Origin of the sequence: Staphylococcus massiliensis CCUG 55927, assembly GCF_000298075.1 — a bacterium.
GTDB lineage: Bacteria > Bacillota > Bacilli > Staphylococcales > Staphylococcaceae > Staphylococcus > Staphylococcus massiliensis.
Window position 1 is genome coordinate 1,073,155 of the sequence record NZ_JH815593.1, and the last position, 21,643, is coordinate 1,094,797.

Here is a 21,643-nt window from a genome sequence, read left to right on the forward strand (position 1 = left end):
TATAATAAATACAAAAAAGAGATATCCATTAACAAGACACTGGATATCTCTAATCGGACCGTATATCCCCGAGCTAAAACTGAAAGCTCAGAGGATATTGTCCCTTTACCTAAATTCATTAATAAGATGATGAGTGAACGTTTAGAACGTGAAAAGCGTTCACATAAGCATTTTAATGAACGAAATTATTTTATTTTTGGTGGTTTAGCGCCTAAGCATTATAGTCATGTACACAAGAAATTCCAACGCGCTTTCCCACATTATAACATACATGTATTGAGACATTCTTATGCATCTTTCCTTGCAAATAACGGCGTAGATATCTTCGTGCTTCAATCTTTAATGCGACACGCCCAAATCACTGAAACGATGGGGACTTACAGTCATTTATACACCCAGAAAAAACACGATGCTATAGCCGTTTTTGATGAGTAAGTGGTATCAAAATGGTATCAATTTCGACTTATCCACAAGTAAAATGGCTCAACCATGCGGGTTATAGCTATCCGATACTACCTTCCATTTCGAATTTGATTAAACGGTTCATTTCTACCGCATATTCCATTGGAAGTTCTTTAGTGAATGGTTCAATGAAGCCCATTACGATCATTTCAGTAGCTTCTTCTTCTGAAATACCGCGGCTCATTAAATAGAATAATTGTTCTTCAGATACTTTAGAAACTTTCGCTTCGTGCTCTAATGAAATATCATCATTGAATATTTCATTGTAAGGGATTGTATCTGAAGTTGATTCGTTATCTAAGATTAACGTATCACATTCGATGTTTGAACGTGCACCTTTAGCTTTACGGCCAAAGTGAACGATACCACGATAAACAACTTTACCGCCATCTTTAGAGATAGACTTAGAAACGATTGTTGATGATGTTCTTGGCGCTTTATGAATCATTTTAGCACCAGCATCTTGTACTTGGCCTTTACCAGCTAATGCGATTGATAATGTGTTACCTTTCGCACCTTCGCCTAGAAGTACACAACTTGGATATTTCATCGTTAACTTAGAACCTAAGTTACCATCTACCCATTCCATGTTACCATTCTCATGAACAAATGTACGTTTAGTAACTAAGTTATAAACGTTGTTTGCCCAGTTTTGAATAGTTGTATAACGAACGTGCGCATCTTTCTTAACAACAATTTCAACTACAGCAGAGTGTAGAGAGCTTGTTGAGTAAACTGGCGCAGTACAACCTTCAACATAGTTTACTGAAGCGCCTTCGTCAGCGATGATTAATGTACGTTCGAATTGACCCATGTTTTCTGAGTTAATACGGAAATAAGCTTGAAGTGGTGTATCTAATTTAACGTTCTTAGGAACGTAAATGAATGATCCACCTGACCACACTGCTGAGTTTAATGCAGCGAATTTGTTATCTGCTGCTGGAATTACTGAAGCGAAGTGTTCTCTGAAGATATCTTCGTTTTCTTTAAGTGCAGTGTCAGTATCTTTGAAGATGATACCTTTTTCTTCAAGGTCTTTTTCCATGTTGTGATAAACAACTTCTGATTCATATTGAGCTGATACACCAGCTAAATATTTTTGTTCTGCTTCAGGGATACCTAATTTATCAAATGTACGTTTGATTTCTTCAGGTACTTCATCCCAAGATCTTTCAGAACGTTCTGATGGTTTTACGTAGTACGTAATGTCATCAAAGTCAAGTTCTGATAAGTCGCCACCCCATTGAGGCATTGGCATTTTATAGAATAATTTCAGCGCTTTAAGTCTGAAATCTAACATCCATTCTGGTTCATCTTTCATGTTTGAAATTTCGCGAACGATATTCTCTGTAAGTCCGCGCTCTGATCTGAAAATGGAAACGTCCTCATCGTGGAAACCATATTTGTAATCTCCAACATCAGGTGCCTTTTTAGCCATTTCAATCACTCCTTATATATAATTAAACGACATGCGTTAAACGTCAAAAATCGAAAAGTTGGGTTAAGACTCTTCTTTACCTTCTTTTTCTACTGTACCCTTCTCAAGTGCCTTCCAAGCAAGTGTTGCACACTTAATACGTGCTGGGAATTGAGATACACCTTGTAGTGCCTCAACATCACCCATCTCTTCAGTGATGTTATAGTCTTCACCTAACATCATTTTAGAGAATTCTTGGCTCATTTGCATTGCTGTCTTTAAACTTTGGCCTTTTACAGCCTCAGTCATCATTGAAGCACTCGCCATAGATATTGAACAACCTTCTCCATCAAATTTCGCATCCTCAATTAAGCCATCTTTAACTTCAAATGTTAAATGGATACGGTCACCACATGTTGGGTTATTCATATCTACAGTCATTGTACCATTATCAAGCTTACCTTTGTTGCGTGGGTTTTTATAATGGTCCATGATTACCGAACGGTATAGTTGATCTAAGTTATTAAAATTCATAAGAGAAAAACTCCTTCGTTTTCTTAAGCCCTTCAATAAGTTGATCGACATCTTCTTTCGTGTTGTAGATATAGAAGCTAGAACGAGCAGTTGATGATTGATTTAACCATTTCATTAATGGTTGTGCACAGTGGTGCCCTGCTCGAACTGCTACACCTTCAGTATCAAGTGCAGTTGCTAAATCGTGTGGGTGAACATCTTTTAGATTAAACGTTATAATACCTGCTCTTTTATCTTTAGCTGGACCATATATTTCAATGCCATCAATCTCAGACATTTTATCGTAAGCGTAAGCAGTTAACATCTCTTCATGTTTAATCATTTCTTCAAAGCCTACACTTTCAAGATAACGTATTGCGGCACCTAATCCAATAGCTTGAGCAATTAATGGTGTGCCTGCTTCAAATTTAGTTGGTAAATCAGTCCATGTTGAATCATATAAATCAACGAAATCAATCATATCCCCACCGTATTCAAGTGGTTCCATTTCTTCTAAGTGATCTCGCTTACCATATAAGACACCTACGCCTGTTGGACCTAACATTTTATGGCCACTAAAGCTATAGAAGTCCACATCTAAATCTTGTACGTCTACTTTCATATGCGGTACAGATTGCGCACCATCAACAGAAATAATAGCACCGTGCTCATGCGCAATTTTAGCGATAGATTTAATATCGTTAATTGTACCTAGTACGTTAGAAACGTGCGCAATGGCAACGATTTTTGTCTTATCTGAAATTGTTTCCTTAACAGATTCTAAGTCAATTTCACCTGAATCTGTCATCGGAATATATTTTAATGTCGCATCTTTACGCTTAGCTAATTGTTGCCAAGGTACTAAGTTCGCATGGTGTTCCATTTGCGTAACAAGAATTTCATCGCCCGCTTCAACATGCTTATCACCATAACTATAAGCAACTAAGTTGATTGAAGCAGTTGTGCCTCTTGTGAAAATGATTTCCTCAAAGTATTGTGCATTGATGAAATCACGGACAGTTTCTCTAGCACCTTCATAACCGTCAGTCGCAAGAGAACCTAGTGTGTGTACACCACGATGAACGTTAGAATTATAACGTTTATAATAATCATCTAAAGTATTAAGCACTTGTACAGGCGTTTGACTTGTAGCTGTAGAATCTAGATATGCTAAGCGTTTTCCATTTACTTGTTGATCTAAGATAGGAAAGTCTTTAATAATATTCTCTACGTTAAAAGTTGTCTCGGTCACTGTATCACAGGCCTTTCTGTATATATAAATACGTTATTTATTAACTTTAAGTTCAATAACTTCACGTAATTGTTTCTTAACATCTTCAATTGGTAATTCACGTACAACTGGGTTTAAGAAACCGTGGATAACTAAGCGTTCTGCTTCTTTTCTTGAGATACCACGACTCATTAAATAGTAAAGTTGTTCAGGGTCAACACGACCTACTGAAGCAGCGTGACCAGCTTCAACATCATCTTCATCGATTAATAAAATTGGGTTAGCGTCACCACGTGCATTTTCAGAAAGCATTAATACACGAGATTCTTGGTTAGCCATTGATTTAGAGCCACCATGCTTGATGTGTCCAATTCCGTTAAAGATTGATGAAGCGTTCTCTTTCATTACACCGTGTTTAAGAATATAGCCATCTGTTTCTTGACCATATTGAACAATTTTAGAAGTTAAGTTAACTGTTTGCTCACCAACACCAACTACAACTGATTTTAATTCACTTGTAGAACGGTCGCCGATTAAATTAGTTGTGTTATCGATGATTTGGTTACCATCATTCATTAAACCTAATGCCCAGTTAATAGAACTATCTTGAGCTGTTACACCACGTCTAATAATGTGGCCAGTAAAGCCTTTGTCTAAATAGTCCACGGCACCGTAAGTTACTTTAGAGTTAGCACCTGCTACAACTTCTGAAATAACGTTTAATTGGTTACCTTCACCTGAAGCTGTTGAAAGGTAGTTTTCAACGTATGTTACTTCAGCGCTTTCTTCAGTAACAAGTAATACGTGGTTGAAGAAACTAGCGTTGTCATCATCGTGTAAAACAACGTAGTGAACAGGATCTTCAACTACAACGTTCTTAGGTACGTAAACAAATACGCCGCCATTCATTAATGCTGTGTGTAACGCTGTTAAACGGTGTTCATCAACAGTTACAGCATCTTTCATGTAGTATTTTTCGACTAGGTCGCTATGGTTTTTAAGCGCTTCTTCGATACCTTCAACGATAACGCCGTCTTTTTGAGCTTGTTCAGATACTCTTGAAAAGGCTAATGAGTTGTTATGTTGAATGATTAAGTTTGGTGAATTATCAACGTTGATAATTTGATTTAAAGCTTCTGGTAAGTCGTTTAAATCTTCATACGCACTACCTTCAACGTTGTGTTGTTTAAAAGTATCGAAATCCCATTTATTTAATTTCGTTTTATCTGGTTTTGGCATTTCTAAAGACTCAAGTTTGTTAAACGCTTCTTTACGTAATTCAGTCATCCAAGAAGGTTCTTGTTGGGCTTGTGAATAATCAACAAGTTGGTCTAAAGAAATATTTAATGTTTCAGTAGTCATACTTTATTTCCTCCTATTGATGATTGATTATTTTTCAGCTGCTTCTAATGAATCGTGTTCTTCTTTAACCCACTCATAACCTTCTTCTTCAAGGCGTTTAGCAAGTTCTGCGCCACCTGATTTAACAATTATACCGTTGTACATAACGTGTACGTGGTCTGGTGTGATGTAGTTTAATAAACGTTGATAGTGTGTGATGATTAATGAACCGAATTCGTCTCCGCGCATTTCATTGATACCTTTAGAAACGACTTTTAATGCGTCGATATCTAAACCTGAATCGATTTCGTCAAGAATAGCGAATTTAGGTTGTAACATTAATAATTGTAAGATTTCGTTACGTTTTTTCTCACCGCCAGAGAAACCTTCATTAAGGTAACGTTGCGCCATGTCTTTATCCATGTCTAAGAATTCCATTTCTTTGTCTAACTTCTTGATGAATTGCATTAAGTTAATTTCATCGCCTTCTTCGCGTTTAGCATTGATAGAAGAACGCATGAAGTCAGCATTAGTAACGCCTGAAATTTCAGATGGATATTGCATAGCTAAGAATAAACCTGCTTTAGCTCTTTCATCTACTTCTAATTCAAGGATATTTACACCGTCAAGTAAAACTTCACCTTGTGTAACTTCGTAGTTAGGGTGACCCATGATTGCAGCTGATAAAGTTGATTTACCAGTACCGTTAGGTCCCATAACCGCATGAATTTCACCTGCATTAATTGTTAAATTAACACCTTTTAAAATCTCTTTATCTTCAATAGACACGTGTAAGTCTTTAATTTCTAATGTTGATGGCATTAAAATTCCCTCCAGAATAATATTGTGATTTCCTATTTAGTTTATAATAATTTTAATCTAACGTCAAAATGTTAGGATATTTGCTTGTCACCTAATTATAACGTAATTATGCACAATTATAAACATGATTCCCTTTATAATCGTTTAGTTAAAATCTCGAATCGTTTTCCTTATTTATAACAATTAAAAAAAGCAAATGATAATCAACAGGTTTTTGTTCTCAATATACTTTTACAAAAGAGGTCGTCATTTACACTTTAAAATTTAAACCTTTATCTAAAAGATGTCGTATATGATAGAATACATGAGACAATGTACAAAAAATACATCTTAAGGTCAGTTCAATCTTTATTGTTAAATGTTACACTATCAAAAAATTGCGAAGGATGTATAAGATGAAACAATTTAAATGGACAAATATCTTTAGAGGATTCGCTATGGGTACTAGCGATCTCATTCCTGGTGTAAGTGGTGGAACAATCGCCCTACTTCTAGGAATTTACGACGACTTCATTAACGCAGTCAGTCGCTTGTTCTCTAAAGACTTCTTGAAAAGCATTTTATTTCTAATACCAATCGGAATTGGTATGTTACTCGCGATAGGTTCTTTAAGTAAACTTATCAATTACTTACTAAGTGAACACCACGTGCCAACTAACTTTTTCTTCTTAGGATTAATCATTGGTATTATTCCTTTCCTATTAACACTTGCGAATTACAAGAAAAACTTCAAAGGCAAGCACTACGTCCTAATCTTCTTAGGTATTGCTTTATTAGTTGGATTAACATTAATGAACGGCGGTTCTAAACACGAACCTGCTCACTTAGATATCAATCTTGGATTCTTAATCAAATGTTTCATAGGTGGCATATTAGCTTCAAGTGCAATGTTACTACCGGGTATTTCAGGATCATTTATACTTTTACTTATAGGTATTTATGGTTCTGTAACGTTCGCAATTTCAGAGTTAACGTCGTTTAACTTCTCAGTATTACCTGTCATTATTGCAGTAGGACTTGGTATTTTAGTAGGCTTTGCAACAACAAGTAAGCTTATAAATTATTGCTTAACGCATCACCCGTACTTAACCTATGCGGTTATATTAGGACTTGTAATCGGTTCTATAGCTGCAATTTTCCCTGGTTTACCTACAACACCGTTAACATGGATCGTTTCAATTATTACGTTAATTGTAGGTTTTTGTATCAGTTACTTCCTCGGAAAAGAAACAGCTAAGACTGAAACAATTGATTAGACAACATTTAAAAAGCCAACGCGGTCACATCAGACCACGTTGGCTTTTTTGTTGCGTGTATACATTATTCAGTAGCAGGAATCACTGCACCGTTATATTTCTTCTTAATGAATTCTTGGATTTCTTTAGACTGTAATGCTTCTAATAGTGCTTTAGCTTTCTTAGAATCCTTTTGACCTTCTTGAACAGCGATTAAGTTCGCATATGGGTTATCTTCAGGATTCTCAAGGGCGATAGAATCTTTTTGAGGATTTAACTTTTGTTCAATCGCAAAGTTAGAATTAATGATTACAGCGTCTCCTTCACTGTTTTGATACGTTTTAGGTAAGAATTCTGCAGATTGCTTGTTGTTAAATTTAATATCTTTTTTATTTTCTACAATATCATCAAACTTCGCATCTTGAATTTTAACGCCATCTTTTAATTTAATTAAACCTTCATCAACGAAGAATTTTAAGAAACGTCCTTCTTCAGCAGGGTTATTAGATACGAATACTTCCGCACCCTTAGGTAAATCTTTTAAGCTTTTGTGCTTTTTAGAATAAACAGCCATTGGTTCTAAGTGAACATTACCTACAGATTCAATTTTATATTTCTTGTCTTTCTTCTCAGTGTCTAAATATGGTGTATGTTGGAAGAAGTTAGCATCAAGCTCTCCAGCATCTAATAATTTGTTAGGCGTCGTATAATCGTTAATTGTTTTAACTTTTAAGTCATAGCCCTTCTCTTTTAAAAGCGGTTTAGCCTCTTCTAAAATTTCAGCATGTGGCGCTGGTGAAGCACCTACTGTAATCGACTTATCATCACCATCTTTTTTAGCTTCTTTATTACCACAAGCTACTAATACAAGTGTTAACACTAATAAAAATAATAACCTTTTCATAATTAAATAACCTCCCATAAATTAACGTTTATCTATTTTTCGAGCGATAAAATCACCTGAAAATTGAATGATAAATACAAGTAATAAAATAAAGATTGTTGAAATCAAGATCACATCATTTTGATTTCGAGTAAAACCTGTTAAATAAGCTAAGTTACCTAAACCGCCTGCGCCAATAACACCCGCAATTGCAGTTGAACCAACTAAAGCGATAGATGTAACTGTAATACCTGAAACTAAAGCTGGCATTGATTCAGGAAGTAAAACTTTAAATACGATAGCCCACGTATTCGCTCCCATAGAAGTAGCCGCTTCAATAACACCTTTATCTATTTCTTTTAAAGCAATTTCAACAAGTCTCGCATAGAAAGGTGCAGCTCCAATAATGAGTGCTGGTAATGCACCAGTCGGTCCACTAATCGTTCCTAATATTAAACTCGTAAACGGTATCAATAATAGGATTAATATGATAAATGGTATCGCTCGGAATAAATTCACGATAAAGGAAACGATACTGTAGAACACTCTACTAAATGTCGATTTGCCCTTTGATGTTTGGAAAAGCAATATCCCTAAGATAAGACCGAATACAAAAGCAAATAGGGTTGAAACAACGGTCATATATACGGTTTCATATAAAGCAAGCCAAACTTCATCCCATTTAATGTTCGGCATCGTGATCATTTCTTGTACGATTTCACTAAAGCTTTTGCCCATCTTGAAGCACCTCCACTTCTACATGATGATGCTCAAACGCCTCAAGCAACGTATCAATCGAAACCGATACTTTAGGAATATGAACAATTAAATAGCCAACTTCACCTGATTTAAGATGCTTGATATGCGCCTCTAAAATATTAATAGAAACGTCTAACTGTTTTGAAATTTCTGAAATTATAGGTCGTGTTGTATTCCCATCGACGAACTTTAAATGCAATAAATGACCTTCTTGAAACGCGTCTATATATGTATGAGTTTCAATATCAGACTCTTGATTTAAATCCTTCTTAACAAAACGTTTCGTTACATCACTTTGAGGGTTCTCAAACACATCTTTAACTGAACCTTGCTCTATCACACGTCCTTGTTCCATCACAGCAACCTCATCGCATATTTTACGGATGACTTGCATTTCGTGTGTGATTAGAACAATCGTTAAGTTCTGTTCTTCCTTTATTTGAACAAGTAAATCTAGGATTTCTTCTGTTGTTTGAGGGTCTAAAGCACTTGTCGCTTCGTCACATAATAAAACTGTAGGGTCGTTCGCTAAAGCACGCGCAATACCAACACGTTGCTTTTGACCACCTGATAATTCAGAAGGATATGCATCCTCCCGGCCTTTCAAACCTACACGTTCTATCAAGTTTCGTGCACGTTGTTTTGCTTCTTGAGTCGGAACCCCAGCAATTTCGAGTGGAAACATAACGTTCCTTAAAACCGTTCGTGACCATAATAAATTAAAGTGTTGGAAAATCATACTAACCTTTTGGCGTTTCTGCCTAAGTTCCTTTTTAGATAGCTTTCCTAAATCTTCACCATCGACTAAAATTTGGCCTGATGTAGGTTGCTCTAAATAGTTAAAAAGCCGTATCAACGTACTTTTACCTGCACCAGAGAAACCAATAACCCCAAATATACTACCTTTAGGAATTGTAAGATTAACATGATCAACTGCAGTAACGTTAAGTTTTTTCGTTGAAAATGTTTTAACAATCTCTTTAAGTTCAATCACACTATCTATCCTCCCAAAGCTTACTAAATAAATGAAAAAAGCTTTCTCTTAAAATAATAAGAGAAAGCTATCTAGTATCTTTCTCTCATCTTCAGAAATCCAAAAGATTTCATGTGACTTGGCACCATATCCTAAGACGGTTGCCGGGCTTCATAGGGCACATCCCTCCACCACTCTCGATAAGAGTATTTGTCGTATTCATTTATTGTTTATAATCCTACCACCTAAAAAGCGATGCGTCAATCTAATTTTTCAAATTTTCTAACAAATTGGTAACTGATTGAAACGCATACAGTCTTTTTACTTCTTTACCGTATGACATAATCATAAGTATCGGTACTGATTGGATTTCGTGTTGTTGATTAAATTCTGGTAGTACATTCAAATCCAACTTCGTGATAGGAAGCTTTGTAATTTCGTTTGCGATATCGAGCATTCTTTCAGAAACTTTACAGGTACCACATGTAGGTGTATAACCGAATATTAAATGTTTCTCTTTGTCAAAATGCTCAGATATATTGTTCGATTGCTCTGTAACATTCATGGTACGTGTATTTTCCCTTCAAAACAAAATCTTTCTTAACTTTAAAGCCAAATCTTTCTAATCGACGTGATAAATAATGTCTAGGACAACGTGAAACTTCGTTATAAGTAGAATCAATGTAAATATGCGTACTTTCACTTAAATACATTCTAAACCACTTTCTGATTTTTTCCCCTTCTTCATCAGCATCAGCTAAGATGAAGACATCCTTGTCGTATAAATCATCAAGCATGTTATCTATTTTTTCAATACTCATCGTGCCATGAGTACAGATTATTTCAACTGATTCATTTAATACTTCTTTAACGCGTTTTTTATCTGATTTACCTTCTACAACAATTACTTTTTGAATCATCGTCATGGTATTCACCCTCTAAAAAATTATTGTCCACGTAAAAGGATTAAAAAGAAAAACTCCATGATATTATGTAATATCGTGGAGTTTAGGGCATATTATTCACCAATCATTTCTTCGTACTTTTCAGCATCAAGTAATGCATCTAATTGACTTTCATCACTTAATTCAACTTTAACCATCCATGCCTTTTCATACGGAGATTCGTTAACAAATTCTGGGCTATCTTCTAATTCGTCGTTGATTTCAACTACTTTACCAGATACTGGCGCGTATAATTCTGATACAGTTTTTACTGATTCAACGCTACCAAATGAATCCCCTTCGCTGATTTCTTCGTCAACTTCTGGTAATTCAACGAATACGATATCTCCTAATTCGTTTTGAGCGTAGTCAGTGATACCAATTAATACAGTATCTCCATCAACTTTTACCCATTCATGTTCTTTTGAATATTTTAATTCCTTTGGCACTGCCACGAAAATCCCCTCCTAAATATATTTACAATTCAATCATGCCATAACAATTCATGGCAATCAACTATTATAGCCATGTGTTACGATATTCTTCTTCTTTAAAACCAAGCGTGATTTTATCACCTAAAATCGCCATTGGTCGCTTAACAAGCATGCCATCTGATGCTAAAAGTTCTAGTTTTTCGTCATTAGATAATGTCTTAAGTTTATCTTTAAGACCAAGTTCGCGGTATTTCGCACCACGTGTATTAAATAATTTGTTGATGTCTACACCTGTTTGTTCAATAATCTCTTTGAATTCTGATTCATTAGGTGTAAATTGGATTAAATCAATAGGTTCATAGCTTACACCGTACTCTGTTAAGAATTTTGCAGCTTTCTTACATGAAGTACAATTTTGGTATTGGTAAAATTTGATCATGGCTTAAAAACCTCCTCAACTTGTTAGTTACAATATATCAAAAATTTATTAAAAATGCTCTGTTTTATAATAATTCATAAAATTATAATTGAGATTAAATTTGAAATAATCCATAAATTGAACATATTTAAAATTTAAGTGTAATCAGAAACATCCGCAGCATAACGCCTGCAAAATAAAACGTAAACAATAATCTTTATTCGCTTTTAGAAATACGTTATATTTAAACTACAATTATAGATATTAGTCAGAATATCTTTTAAGGAGTCGATATAAATGGAACCTATTAAAACAATGGATACTTTTAACGATGTTATTAAGAGCGATGCACCAGTAATCATTAAATTCGAAGCCGATTGGTGCCCAGATTGTAAAGCAATGGATATGTGGATTGATCCAATCGTTGAAAAGTACAATGACTATAAATGGTATGTTGTAAACCGCGACGAAGTTGAAGAAGCAGCTACTACTCATGAAGTAATGGGTATTCCAAGCATTTTAATCTTTAAAGACGGCGACAAACTCGCACACTTACATTCAGCAAACGCTAAATCACCTGAGCAAGTTGAATCATTCCTAGAAGAAAACTTAAAATAATGAATATAACCCTATGAACGAATTACGTTCATAGGGTTATTTTTTACAAATTAGCCTTCGAAACGAGATACATATTCATCATTTTTACGTGGCTTAGCTTTAAATTCATCCTCTAAATCTGTGAGATATAGAAAACCAACAATAGACTCATCCGCTTCAACTTTAAATAAATCTTTTACTCTCGGATTAAAGATATAATCTGGTGTCTTCCAACAGGTACCAATGCCAACTTCGTGTAACAATAGTAGAAGGTTCTGAGCGAATGCACCAACAGCTAGCATATTCTCATTATCTTCACGTTGTCTTGGATCACGTTTTGCTACAACTACTAAGAATCCACCTAAATTTGTCACAGCGTTGTAGTGGCTTTCTTGCTTATCTTCACTTTTAGGAAAAGCTATTTTACTTAATTTACGGCTCATTGCACCTAAATCATCTTTAGGTACATGCACCACGCGCCAAGGTTCTCTTAGGCAGTGATTAGGTGCATGTGTGGCAAGATTTAACGCTTCATATAATTTATCCTCATCGATAGTCATATCTCTTTTGAATTTCTTAATGCTTCTTCTATCTTTGATTGCGTCTCTTAGTTCCACTATATTCGCCTCCTACAAATGATAACTATTATCAATTATAGGGAATTTATATGCTTTTAGCAAATTGTTGATAAAACTTAAGCTGATTTTTTAGTGTTTTTACTGGAATTTGGCCAGGTGCTTGACTATCGTTTAAGCAACCATATGACAAGTAGCCACCATACATATTTTGAGCGGTACGCGTCATTATTCCTAAGTCTCCCATAGATATACCAACGACTTTAGCGTCTAGGGAATCACGTGCATGTTCTAATACTTCAAGCAACGTGAACGTATCTTTATGCGAAAGTGGCATTACCGCAATTTTCAAGATATCACCTTGTAATTGACTCATATGATAGTACGTTTTTCTAAGTACATCGCTTGATGGCGTATATTTGAAATTATGATAGGATATCAGCACCTCAATATGATGTGCTTTAGCTTTAGCGACAAGCTTTTCAAGTAGTTGCGTATTAGAACGCTCATCCCACTCTATATCAATCATTTGAAACCCAGTTAAATTCAATAAACGCTCAAGGTACGTTAAATAGTCCTCTCCTTCAAGTTGACCTTTCCCACCTTGAGCACCCGTACGATACGTTAGCAAAATGGGAAGCTCTAAATGGGCATCGCTTAATACGCTTAAATACTGATCAATACTTGATGCTTCAATATGATCAATCTGATCAATTCTTAGTTCAATAACATCAATATACTCCTCGTTAGCCTTAATATCCATAATGTCTTGATTTAGTTCATTTAAATGTTCAGGCGCTATCGTTACAGCAACTTTAGTATCCACATGTTCACTTCCTTTTTAAATTTATGTGTAAATCGCAACAAAATACACGATGTGTGTACATATTTGAAATACGTATATTAACATGATTTCCCTTGACTTCAGGAATAGCAGAGTCAAACATATATTCATTAAAAATATAATAAAAAACTCCACGATATGGGTAGGTCCTAACCAGAATGTGTAAAGTAAACTTACGATAAACATTCCTATGAACAACTGATTACGCATAAGCTTCCATAATAACAAGTATATAAATACTGTAACTTCTATAACAGGTTTGATAACACCGTAAAGAAAGACATTTTGATAGAGTTGGCCTTTTGCATTGAAAATAATAAATTGCCCATAGTAGGTCTGCATATTCGTGAAAAATAGCGTTAATATCCATAATAATTCAACGACAATAAAGGTTGCTAAAAAATAAATAAAATCATCTATTGAGATATACCGACCTTTAGGCTTAATTTCTAGAGATATGATATCGTCGTAATATAAATAAATGGCTACGAAAAAGATTATGAATACTTTAATAATAAACATTAAATTGGATGCTTGTTGAAATAGTAACAGAAAAGATTCTAAAATGAGTAGGACAACAATCCATTTCATCCAGTTCAAATTGAGCCTTTTCAAGGAAACGATGCAACTTTGAATAATTTTGAAAAGTGTCATAAGATGTTGATTCATAGAAGTCTCCTAGTATAATATAAATCGGTTTTTAATTTTAAAATTAATATAATTTTACAACACTTTAAAGACACGCGCTATAAAAACTTTATTGGACCAACCTTATTCCACCCTATCTCGCTTCAAATAACTATCTTTTTAAAGTTATTTACTGTAAAATTTACATACTAATTCGACGAAAGGAAGCATTCTAATGTTAAAAGAAGAAAGATTTAATGCAATCGTAGAACTTGTAGATCGTGACGGTACCGTGCAAGTTAATGACATTACGCAACGCTTAGGTGTTTCTGATATGACAGTAAGACGCGATTTGTCAGAGCTTGAAACTTTAGGGCTTTTAAAGCGGGTGCATGGCGGAGCTAAAAGCCTAAACGTTTATCGACCGACTGAGTTGTCTCATCATGATAAACAAATTATGAATCGTGACCAAAAAGAAGCAATCGTCCAAGAGGCGCTGAATTACATAAATGAAGATGAAACGATTTACTTAGGTCCAGGTACGACGGTACATATGCTTGCTGAAGCGATGGACTTCAAGCATTTACGTATCGTAACGAATTCTCTACCTGTCTTTGAAACATTGACATCAAAATCAAATGCGCTTGATGTATATCTATTAGGTGGCAAGATGCGTGAACGTACGCAAGCCTTTAATGGCGATATTACTAATCAAACGCTAAAGAACATGCACTTTCATAAAGCATTCTTCAGCTGTAATGCCTTGAAGGATAACGACATTATGACTGCGACGATTGAAGAAGGTCAAACTCAAGCTATCGCGATTGATAATGCTGTGGAAACTTATTTATTAATGGATGCTTCTAAAATAGGTAAAGAAGATTTCTATACGTACTATCAGTTAGACGATGTGTCAACACTGATTACCGATAAAGGTGCTAAAGACCGTCTTAAAAAATTAAAACAATATACACAGGTTAAAATCTCTAAATCAATTTAATGGCTATAGCGTCCTTACTTAAGGTTTTGAGACATAAGTCGTGAAATAGAGCCTTTAAGCTTTATTTCATACAATTCTCAAAACAGCTGACTCAAAGGGCGGGGCCCCGGCAAAGAAATTTGCGTAGCAAATTGACAAGCTATGCAAGCCGGGGCTCTTTCTCATGAACAAAGAAGCCTGAGCTTCTTTGTAAGTCCAACTACCGTATTAAAAATACGAGTTGGACTTTAGAAGACTACAGGCTCCGGCCATGCCCCAGGAAAGCATGCTGTTTAAGGGAATTGTAGTATTATGTCCCAGCTCCACTTAAGGGCGTTATAGCTTATTTTTTATCTTTTTACATGTGTTTAAAAAATAGTCAACATACCTAAACACCTATCCGTTGATTTATGTTTGTTAATGTTTTATTATAATGACGAATAAACAAAAACAAACAAAATCGATTTCCCCTAGGAGGTTATTGTTATGAAAGTAATTATAGGTGCAGATCATGAAGGTATGTCGCTTAAAGATGTCGTTAAAGCTGATTTAATCGCATCTGAATATGACGTCCAAGATGTATCAGAAACACCGGCTAACGATTTTATAGACGCAACAGTTGCTGTATCTGACATCCTTTTAAAGGATGAAGACAGTCTTGGGATTGTGATAGATAGCTACGGTGTCGGCAGTTTTATGGCCGCGACGAAAATTAAAGGCATGATTGCAGCGGAAGTATCTGATGAGCGATCAGCATACATGACACGTGAACATAACAATGCACGCATAATTACAATGGGCAAAAATATTGTAGGTGAAGGTCTTGCTAAGGCTATCGCGCATGCATTTTTAGAAGCACATTATGACGGTGGTAGACACCAAATTCGAGTAGATATGCTTAATAAAATGTGCTAAAGCATTCATTAAACAACGAGAGGAAGTTAAAATATGAAAATTGCTATAGGTTGTGACCATATCGTTACCGATACGAAGATGGCTGTTTCTGACTTTTTAAAAAGCAAAGGCCATGAAGTTATAGATGTTGGAACTTACGATTTCACGCGTACGCACTACCCAATTTATGGTAAAAAAGTTGGCGACAAAGTCGTATCTAAAGAAGCAGATTTAGGTGTGTGCTTGTGTGGTACAGGCGTTGGTATCAATAACGCAGTCAATAAAGTACCAGGCATTCGTAGCGCACTAGTTCGTGACATGACATCTGCGATCTACGCTAAAGAAGCACTTAATGCGAACGTGATTGGCTTTGGTGCCAAAGTTACAGGCGAATTTCTCATTAATGATATTATTGATGCTTTTATAAATGCTGAATATCAACCTACCCCTGAAAGTGAGAGACTCATACAGAAATTATCTGCGTTAGAGCACGCACATGATGAACAACATCAAGAAGGTTTCTTTAAAGAATTTTTAGATAAGTGGGACCGTGGTGACTATCACGATTAATAAAAAGGAGTGGCACCTATGATTTTAACCGTAACCTTAAATCCTTCAGTAGATATCAGTTATCCCCTATCAACGCTTAAAATTGATAGCGTCAATCGTGTTTCAAATGTGACGAAAACTCCTGGTGGAAAAGGACTTAACGTAACACGCGTTCTGAAACAGTTAGAACATCCTGTTATGGCAACAGGCTTTTTAGGTGGTGCAAACGGTTCATTTATTGAAGAAGCACTCCATCGCCAACAAATCAGACATCAATTTCAAGACATACAGGAACCAACACGTAATTGCATCGCCGTGTTACATGAAGGTAAACAAACTGAAATTTTAGAACATGGCCCTTCTATTTCTAAAGACGAGCAAGACCAATTTCTTCATATGTATAGAGAGATGATTCAAGATATCTCACTCGTCATTATGTCAGGTAGTTTACCTAAAGGGCTTGAAGACACGTTTTATCAAGATATGATTAAAATCGCCAATGAAAATCATAAGACGGCTATCCTAGATTGCTCGGGTTCAACTTTAAAGACAATTTTAGAGGGGCCTAACAAACCGTATTTAATTAAACCTAATATAGAAGAACTTGCTTCATTGCTTAATTTAAAATACAAACCAAGCATCGAGGACTTAAAAATGCACCTATCGAATCCAATATTTAATGGAATCAAGTGGGTCGTAGTATCGCTCGGAAAAGATGGTGTCTTTGCGAAGCATGATCAAACGTTTTATAAAGTAGATATCCCTTCAGTTGACGTGATGAATTCAGTAGGTTCTGGAGATTCAACGATAGCTGGTTTCGCACATGCGATTCATCACAAACGTTCAGATGAAGAAATACTTCGTACAGGTAACACGCTTGGCATACTCAATGCGATGTCGCCGCAAACTGGGCATGTCGACTTAGAACAATTTCAAACAATTTATGATTCTATACAAGTTTCAACAGTTCAATGACGGAGGTACAACAAGATGACTAACAATAAACAAGCTTATTTACAAAATTTAATGACACAGGACGGCATTATTAGTGCGCTTGCAATCGATCAACGTGGCGCTTTAAAAAAGATGATCCAAAGACATAAAAGCCAACCAGCAACAGATATTGAAATCGAAACATTCAAAACAATCGTTTCAGAAGAGTTAACACCTTTTGCCTCTTCAATTCTTTTAGACCCAGAATATGGTCTTAAAGCAAGCAAACATAGAGCTGATACAGCCGGTTTACTCCTTGCTTATGAGAAAACGGGTTACGATGCTACGGTACCAGGTCGCTTACCTGATATTTTAGATTTGTGGTCAGTAAAGCGTTTAAAAGAACAACATGCTGATGCTTGTAAGTTCTTATTATATTACGATGTAGATGAAGATGTTCAAATTAATGCACGTAAAAAAGCATTTGTTGAACGTTTAGGTGCTGAGTGTGAAGCAGAATCATTGCCATTTTTCTTAGAGCTAGTATCATATGATGCACAAGACAACGATACATCTACCAAAGCATATGCGCTTAAAAAGCCGCATAAAGTGAACGAGATGATGAAGGAATTCTCTCAGCCACAATATCGTGTAGATGTCTTAAAGGTAGAAGTACCTGTGAATATGAATTATGTTGAAGGGTATGCTACAGGTGACGTAGCTTATACGAAAGAAGAAGCAATGACTCACTTTAAAGCACAAAGTGACGCAACGCACTTACCTTATATCTTTTTAAGCGCTGGCGTTAGCTCTGAATTATTTGTAGAAACGCTCAAATTTGCGAAGGAAGCAGAGTCAAACTTTAATGGCGTTCTATGTGGACGTGCAACTTGGGCTAACGGCGTTGAAATATTTGTTAAAGAAGGCGAAGACGAAGCCCGTAAATGGATGCAAACTGTAGGTAAAGCAAACATCCAAGCGCTAAATGACATTTTAAAAGTTACCGCAAACCCAATATCTTAATTATTTAAATAAATATGTAGCAATTTTTTTGTTCTATAGTTGTAAATAAGTACCAAAAGGTTTCTTTTTTTACTGATGTGTACTAGAATTTCCTTAAGGGGCTTAGCCTCCTTACTTAAGAGCGTGTCTCATAGCATGAAAACACCTGTCAAATGCTATGATGTACACGCTTTTTGATTTCTAATTTGATTTTTAGTATGACATCAATTTATAAAAAGCAATGATATTCTATACGCTCAACTTTATGTATATACGCACACCTTTGAATAGTCACTGTTTCCCCTTATAAAGTTTTGCGCGTTCATAAAAGTAAAGTACGTATCAAGCCAAACAATCTAATATTAATTAGAATCTTTCCTAAACACGCATTATGACCGACAAATTTAATTTTACTTGTTTGATTTAACTTTAAGATTTAATTTACTTTAGAATGAATCATATTAAAATATAATGTTTATCTTTTTTTAAATGGGTTAATATAATACTGCCAAAATGTATTTGGCAAATATACTGTACTAAATTTCATTTTATTAATAGTAAGAACACCCAAATTTTTAACAAACTAGCATAGGAGAGATTTATTCATTATGATTCAGTCGAAAAGCCAAGAGAAAATTCAGATTCAAGATCTAGCTATTGAATGGGATTGTTTTATTACTAGTGAAAATGATTTAATCTTAGAAGGTATAGATAGAGAACAAATTCGTGAACACATCAGAGAAAAAGTTTTAGAACCTTATGCTTTCAAACATGGACAATACCATTTTAAAACGCAAGACATTAAAAGCTTAATCATCAAACAACAATTAGTGATTTAATAAGATAGTACAGTAATGACATGGTTATGTGACATAACCTTACATAAAACAGACTAAAGAAGTTGCTAAAACAAGGGGAAATGTTTTAGCAACTTCTTTAGTTTTATGAGCTCTGAATAAACTGTAATTCATAAATCGTTTCTTGCTTATGAGATCTAAACATATCAATTTTACCTACTAAATGCGTGTGTTGAACTTTACGACTTACACTATGCTTATACGTAATATGAATGTTTAAGTTAGATTCATAACCATTATCTTGGATTGTACGTTCAAGTTCATTAAAGACTTCTTCGTTAATTGGTAATAAATAACCTTCTTTACTAGGTAAGATGCTTACATATTTATTCTGTAATTCTCGCTCTTTACCAATAGAAATACTAATTTTGATTTCCTTAGCAGCACCACCACCTAGGTTGTACAGTTTTATAAAGTCCTCTTCCTTATCGTGCTTACTATCCTCTGTCGTATTTCTAAGCGTCATCCCTGACCCATTTCTAAATAGCAGAATCTGGTTGAACCCTAGTGCTGGCATAAAGTTAATACGTAGTTGATATAACTGAATTGACACAGATATTAAATAGAATAACGCCATGATAAAGGTACCTATTGAACCAATAGCAGATATTAATTGCATCTTTCTTTCACCTCCTGAAAAGCCACATTGAATTTCCAATCATAACATATTCATTATTTATATAAAACTCTTTCGTATGATAAAACCACTTACATTAAGATAACGACCACTTACTGAAAAGCTATAGCATAGAGCCGTTGACCGTGGTTTACTTAAGTTGGAGGTAATCTTATGAAACTACTAATAAAAATCAAACCTGAAATACCAGATAACGAGTGGCACATCCTCACTCAAAAACAATCCAAAGCACTCACTGATTTTGTTACTTCATTTAAGCACTTCGACTTAGAACAAACTTTAACAGTTAAATCCAATGATAAGATTTATGAAATCGAAACGAACGATATTTATAACATTACAATTGAAAATGGAAAACTTATGATTTACACACACGATCAACAGTACACCAAAAACACACGTCTTTATCAAATCAAAGAAAAGCTCGGCACTCACTTTCTTCAAATTTCTAAATCAGAAATCATCAATATTCATGCCATATATCATGTATCTATGAAGCCTAACGGCACTGTCAAAATTACATTTAAAAACGATACATTTACGTATTCATCTAGGCGTTATTTAAAAACAATCAAGGAGTGTTTACAGTTATGAAAAAAATACTATCCGGTTCAATCATTGGTATAACAGTCGGTCTCATCTTATCCATTATATTATCATTCATTAAAGATGGTAGCAATTACTATCCACTATCTATGTACTCTACTATGGGTCACATTTACTATGAACACTTAACCGAGATTCAAGTTATGGTACTTTCCGTGTTCTACTGGGCGATAATTGGTATTATTTTTGCGATAGGCGGTATCATATATGAAAAGGGTTATGCTTTACTAAAATCAACGGTATTACATTTTATACTCATGCTCGTTTTCTTCTTCCCGGTAGCTGTACTCGCAGGATGGTTTCCAATCAGCTTATATTGGATTCTAAACTTCTTAGTCATGTATCTCATTGTGTACACGATTATTTGGATCATTATATATTTCTACCATAGAAAAATCATTTATGATATCAACAAAACACTATCTTCAAAAAAATAATTCATTCACCTCGTTACTAAATTGAACAGTAACGAGGTCTTTTAATGCCTAAATGTATCAGTTTTTCCGAATAATTTGTGAAAATACATATCAAAACTTTTAGGTAAATATTGAAATCACCTATGCAAAACTTACTAAAACGTGATAGTGCAGGCGTTCAATCATAATTTGCGTGATGCAATTTACCTCATTTCTAAGAAGAATAATGAATTGTTTGAGTTTAATTAATTTTTTAATCAAAACGTGAAGTAACAATTAAGGCACGAATTTAAACATTTAGGCAATAGCTGACTCAGCCCAAAAATATGATGATAGTATAAAAACTGTTAAAAATTCGAGCCAAAAGAAGCACTTCATTCATATAAAATTCAAATTCATTTCAAGGAGGGATTCTTCAAAAAGTCTTTACAAATTTACAATTAATTAACATTTAAAAGACCATGACACACAATCAATAATTACTATTTTCAAATAACAACTTACGCCCAAATACATCACGCGCGTTTAAATATAAATTTGACATATATTTACATTAAATTATCTGATTTTCTAAACAATTTCATTGATAACGTTTACAACGTTGTCACAAAGCCATTTCAACCTATCGAATTGAGCGTAATTCAAACAACTTCAATTTAATTTAAGCTCATGTAAATTTTTTCTGTGTATTATTA

Annotated in this window: 26 protein-coding genes and 1 riboswitch; of the genes, 11 read left to right on the top strand and 15 right to left on the bottom strand. The window is 34.8% G+C overall.

The features are described 5' to 3' along the window. Positions 1–435 (top strand): tyrosine-type recombinase/integrase (locus A33S_RS0105465; RefSeq protein WP_009384889.1); only part of this gene is annotated, 435 nt, incomplete at its 5' end. Between the two features lie 67 nt (positions 436–502). On the opposite strand, the gene sufB is transcribed toward A33S_RS0105465, so the two are convergent. The 5 genes from sufB to sufC all read right to left on the bottom strand — a co-directional run bounded on the left by sufB (position 503) and on the right by sufC (position 5,786). Further along, a complete protein-coding gene (gene sufB, locus A33S_RS0105470; RefSeq protein ID WP_009384891.1) occupies positions 503–1,900 on the bottom strand; it encodes a Fe-S cluster assembly protein SufB in 1,398 nt (465 codons plus the stop codon). A 63-nt stretch (positions 1,901–1,963) separates the two neighbouring features. Beyond that, positions 1,964–2,413, bottom strand: a complete 450-nt coding sequence (sufU, locus tag A33S_RS0105475) for a Fe-S cluster assembly sulfur transfer protein SufU (protein WP_009384892.1) — start codon at positions 2,411–2,413, stop codon at positions 1,964–1,966. Continuing rightward, a complete protein-coding gene (locus A33S_RS0105480) occupies positions 2,403–3,644 on the bottom strand; it encodes a cysteine desulfurase (protein WP_009384894.1) in 1,242 nt (413 codons plus the stop codon). The genes sufU and A33S_RS0105480 overlap by 11 nt, the downstream gene beginning before the upstream one ends. Before the next feature lie 33 nt (positions 3,645–3,677). Further along, a complete protein-coding gene (sufD, locus tag A33S_RS0105485; protein WP_009384896.1) occupies positions 3,678–4,985 on the bottom strand; it encodes a Fe-S cluster assembly protein SufD in 1,308 nt (435 codons plus the stop codon). Positions 4,986–5,012: 27 nt separating this feature from the next. Then, complete coding sequence (gene sufC, locus A33S_RS0105490; protein ID WP_009384898.1) at positions 5,013–5,786, bottom strand: Fe-S cluster assembly ATPase SufC; 774 nt, start codon at positions 5,784–5,786, stop codon at positions 5,013–5,015. A gap of 395 nt (positions 5,787–6,181) precedes the next feature. Between sufC and popT the strand changes: the two genes are divergently transcribed. Next, positions 6,182–7,042 (top strand): polyprenyl-phosphate transporter PopT, encoded by an 861-nt coding sequence (gene popT, locus A33S_RS0105495; RefSeq protein WP_009384900.1) that lies wholly within the window; start codon positions 6,182–6,184, stop codon positions 7,040–7,042. A gap of 64 nt (positions 7,043–7,106) precedes the next feature. Here popT and A33S_RS0105500 read toward each other — a convergent pair whose 3' ends face one another. The 7 genes from A33S_RS0105500 to A33S_RS0105530 all read right to left on the bottom strand — a co-directional run bounded on the left by A33S_RS0105500 (position 7,107) and on the right by A33S_RS0105530 (position 11,453). Next, positions 7,107–7,925 carry a MetQ/NlpA family ABC transporter substrate-binding protein gene (locus tag A33S_RS0105500; protein ID WP_009384902.1) on the bottom strand — a complete coding sequence of 273 codons (819 nt, stop codon included), beginning with the start codon at positions 7,923–7,925 and terminating at the stop codon, positions 7,107–7,109. Between the two features lie 21 nt (positions 7,926–7,946). Further along, complete coding sequence (locus tag A33S_RS0105505) at positions 7,947–8,642, bottom strand: methionine ABC transporter permease (RefSeq protein WP_009384904.1); 696 nt, start codon at positions 8,640–8,642, stop codon at positions 7,947–7,949. After that, positions 8,626–9,657, bottom strand: coding sequence for a methionine ABC transporter ATP-binding protein (locus A33S_RS0105510; RefSeq protein ID WP_009384906.1), 1,032 nt, complete (start codon positions 9,655–9,657; stop codon positions 8,626–8,628). The genes A33S_RS0105505 and A33S_RS0105510 overlap by 17 nt, the downstream gene beginning before the upstream one ends. A gap of 82 nt (positions 9,658–9,739) precedes the next feature. Continuing rightward, positions 9,740–9,843: riboswitch (SAM riboswitch) on the bottom strand. Positions 9,844–9,901: 58 nt separating this feature from the next. Further along, complete coding sequence (locus A33S_RS0105515; RefSeq protein ID WP_009384908.1) at positions 9,902–10,201, bottom strand: thioredoxin family protein; 300 nt, start codon at positions 10,199–10,201, stop codon at positions 9,902–9,904. Further along, positions 10,167–10,562 carry a toprim domain-containing protein gene (locus A33S_RS0105520; RefSeq protein ID WP_009384909.1) on the bottom strand — a complete coding sequence of 132 codons (396 nt, stop codon included), beginning with the start codon at positions 10,560–10,562 and terminating at the stop codon, positions 10,167–10,169. Before A33S_RS0105520 ends, A33S_RS0105515 begins: the two co-directional genes overlap by 35 nt. 92 nt (positions 10,563–10,654) lie before the next feature. Further along, complete coding sequence (gene gcvH / locus A33S_RS0105525) at positions 10,655–11,035, bottom strand: glycine cleavage system protein GcvH (RefSeq protein ID WP_009384910.1); 381 nt, start codon at positions 11,033–11,035, stop codon at positions 10,655–10,657. Between the two features lie 64 nt (positions 11,036–11,099). Next, entirely contained in the window at positions 11,100–11,453 is a 354-nt protein-coding gene (locus A33S_RS0105530) for an arsenate reductase family protein (RefSeq protein WP_009384911.1), read from the bottom strand. Between the two features lie 276 nt (positions 11,454–11,729). On the opposite strand from A33S_RS0105530, the gene A33S_RS0105535 reads away from it, so the two are divergent. Then, the gene (locus A33S_RS0105535; protein ID WP_017176632.1) at positions 11,730–12,050 is read left to right on the top strand and encodes a thioredoxin family protein; all 321 of its coding nucleotides are present in this window, start codon (positions 11,730–11,732) and stop codon (positions 12,048–12,050) included. 50 nt (positions 12,051–12,100) lie between these two features. Here A33S_RS0105535 and A33S_RS0105540 read toward each other — a convergent pair whose 3' ends face one another. Then, positions 12,101–12,646, bottom strand: a complete 546-nt coding sequence (locus A33S_RS0105540; protein ID WP_009384913.1) for a nitroreductase family protein — start codon at positions 12,644–12,646, stop codon at positions 12,101–12,103. A 46-nt stretch (positions 12,647–12,692) separates the two neighbouring features. Then, the gene (gene aroD, locus A33S_RS0105545) at positions 12,693–13,430 is read right to left on the bottom strand and encodes a type I 3-dehydroquinate dehydratase (protein ID WP_009384914.1); all 738 of its coding nucleotides are present in this window, start codon (positions 13,428–13,430) and stop codon (positions 12,693–12,695) included. A gap of 880 nt (positions 13,431–14,310) precedes the next feature. Between aroD and A33S_RS0105555 the strand changes: the two genes are divergently transcribed. From A33S_RS0105555 to A33S_RS0105580, 6 genes are all read left to right on the top strand, one after another. Next, positions 14,311–15,075 carry a DeoR/GlpR family DNA-binding transcription regulator gene (locus A33S_RS0105555; RefSeq protein ID WP_009384917.1) on the top strand — a complete coding sequence of 255 codons (765 nt, stop codon included), beginning with the start codon at positions 14,311–14,313 and terminating at the stop codon, positions 15,073–15,075. A 465-nt stretch (positions 15,076–15,540) separates the two neighbouring features. Next, the gene (gene lacA, locus A33S_RS0105560) at positions 15,541–15,969 is read left to right on the top strand and encodes a galactose-6-phosphate isomerase subunit LacA (protein ID WP_009384918.1); all 429 of its coding nucleotides are present in this window, start codon (positions 15,541–15,543) and stop codon (positions 15,967–15,969) included. A gap of 33 nt (positions 15,970–16,002) precedes the next feature. Continuing rightward, positions 16,003–16,518: a galactose-6-phosphate isomerase subunit LacB gene (gene lacB, locus A33S_RS0105565; RefSeq protein WP_009384919.1), complete on the top strand. Its 516-nt coding sequence runs from the start codon at positions 16,003–16,005 to the stop codon at positions 16,516–16,518. An 18-nt stretch (positions 16,519–16,536) separates the two neighbouring features. Beyond that, positions 16,537–17,472 (top strand): tagatose-6-phosphate kinase, encoded by a 936-nt coding sequence (lacC, locus tag A33S_RS0105570; protein ID WP_009384920.1) that lies wholly within the window; start codon positions 16,537–16,539, stop codon positions 17,470–17,472. A 15-nt stretch (positions 17,473–17,487) separates the two neighbouring features. Beyond that, complete coding sequence (lacD, locus tag A33S_RS0105575; RefSeq protein WP_009384922.1) at positions 17,488–18,453, top strand: tagatose-bisphosphate aldolase; 966 nt, start codon at positions 17,488–17,490, stop codon at positions 18,451–18,453. 587 nt (positions 18,454–19,040) lie between these two features. Beyond that, complete coding sequence (locus tag A33S_RS0105580; RefSeq protein ID WP_009384924.1) at positions 19,041–19,271, top strand: hypothetical protein; 231 nt, start codon at positions 19,041–19,043, stop codon at positions 19,269–19,271. 103 nt (positions 19,272–19,374) lie between these two features. Here the strand turns inward: A33S_RS0105580 and A33S_RS0105585 are convergent, their stop codons facing one another. Further along, positions 19,375–19,908, bottom strand: a complete 534-nt coding sequence (locus A33S_RS0105585; protein WP_009384926.1) for a hypothetical protein — start codon at positions 19,906–19,908, stop codon at positions 19,375–19,377. A gap of 171 nt (positions 19,909–20,079) precedes the next feature. On the opposite strand from A33S_RS0105585, the gene A33S_RS0105590 reads away from it, so the two are divergent. Continuing rightward, positions 20,080–20,520 carry a LytTR family DNA-binding domain-containing protein gene (locus tag A33S_RS0105590; protein ID WP_009384928.1) on the top strand — a complete coding sequence of 147 codons (441 nt, stop codon included), beginning with the start codon at positions 20,080–20,082 and terminating at the stop codon, positions 20,518–20,520. Continuing rightward, positions 20,517–20,969, top strand: a complete 453-nt coding sequence (locus tag A33S_RS0105595; protein ID WP_009384930.1) for a DUF3021 family protein — start codon at positions 20,517–20,519, stop codon at positions 20,967–20,969. Before A33S_RS0105590 ends, A33S_RS0105595 begins: the two co-directional genes overlap by 4 nt. The last annotated feature ends 674 nt before the right edge of the window (positions 20,970–21,643 follow it).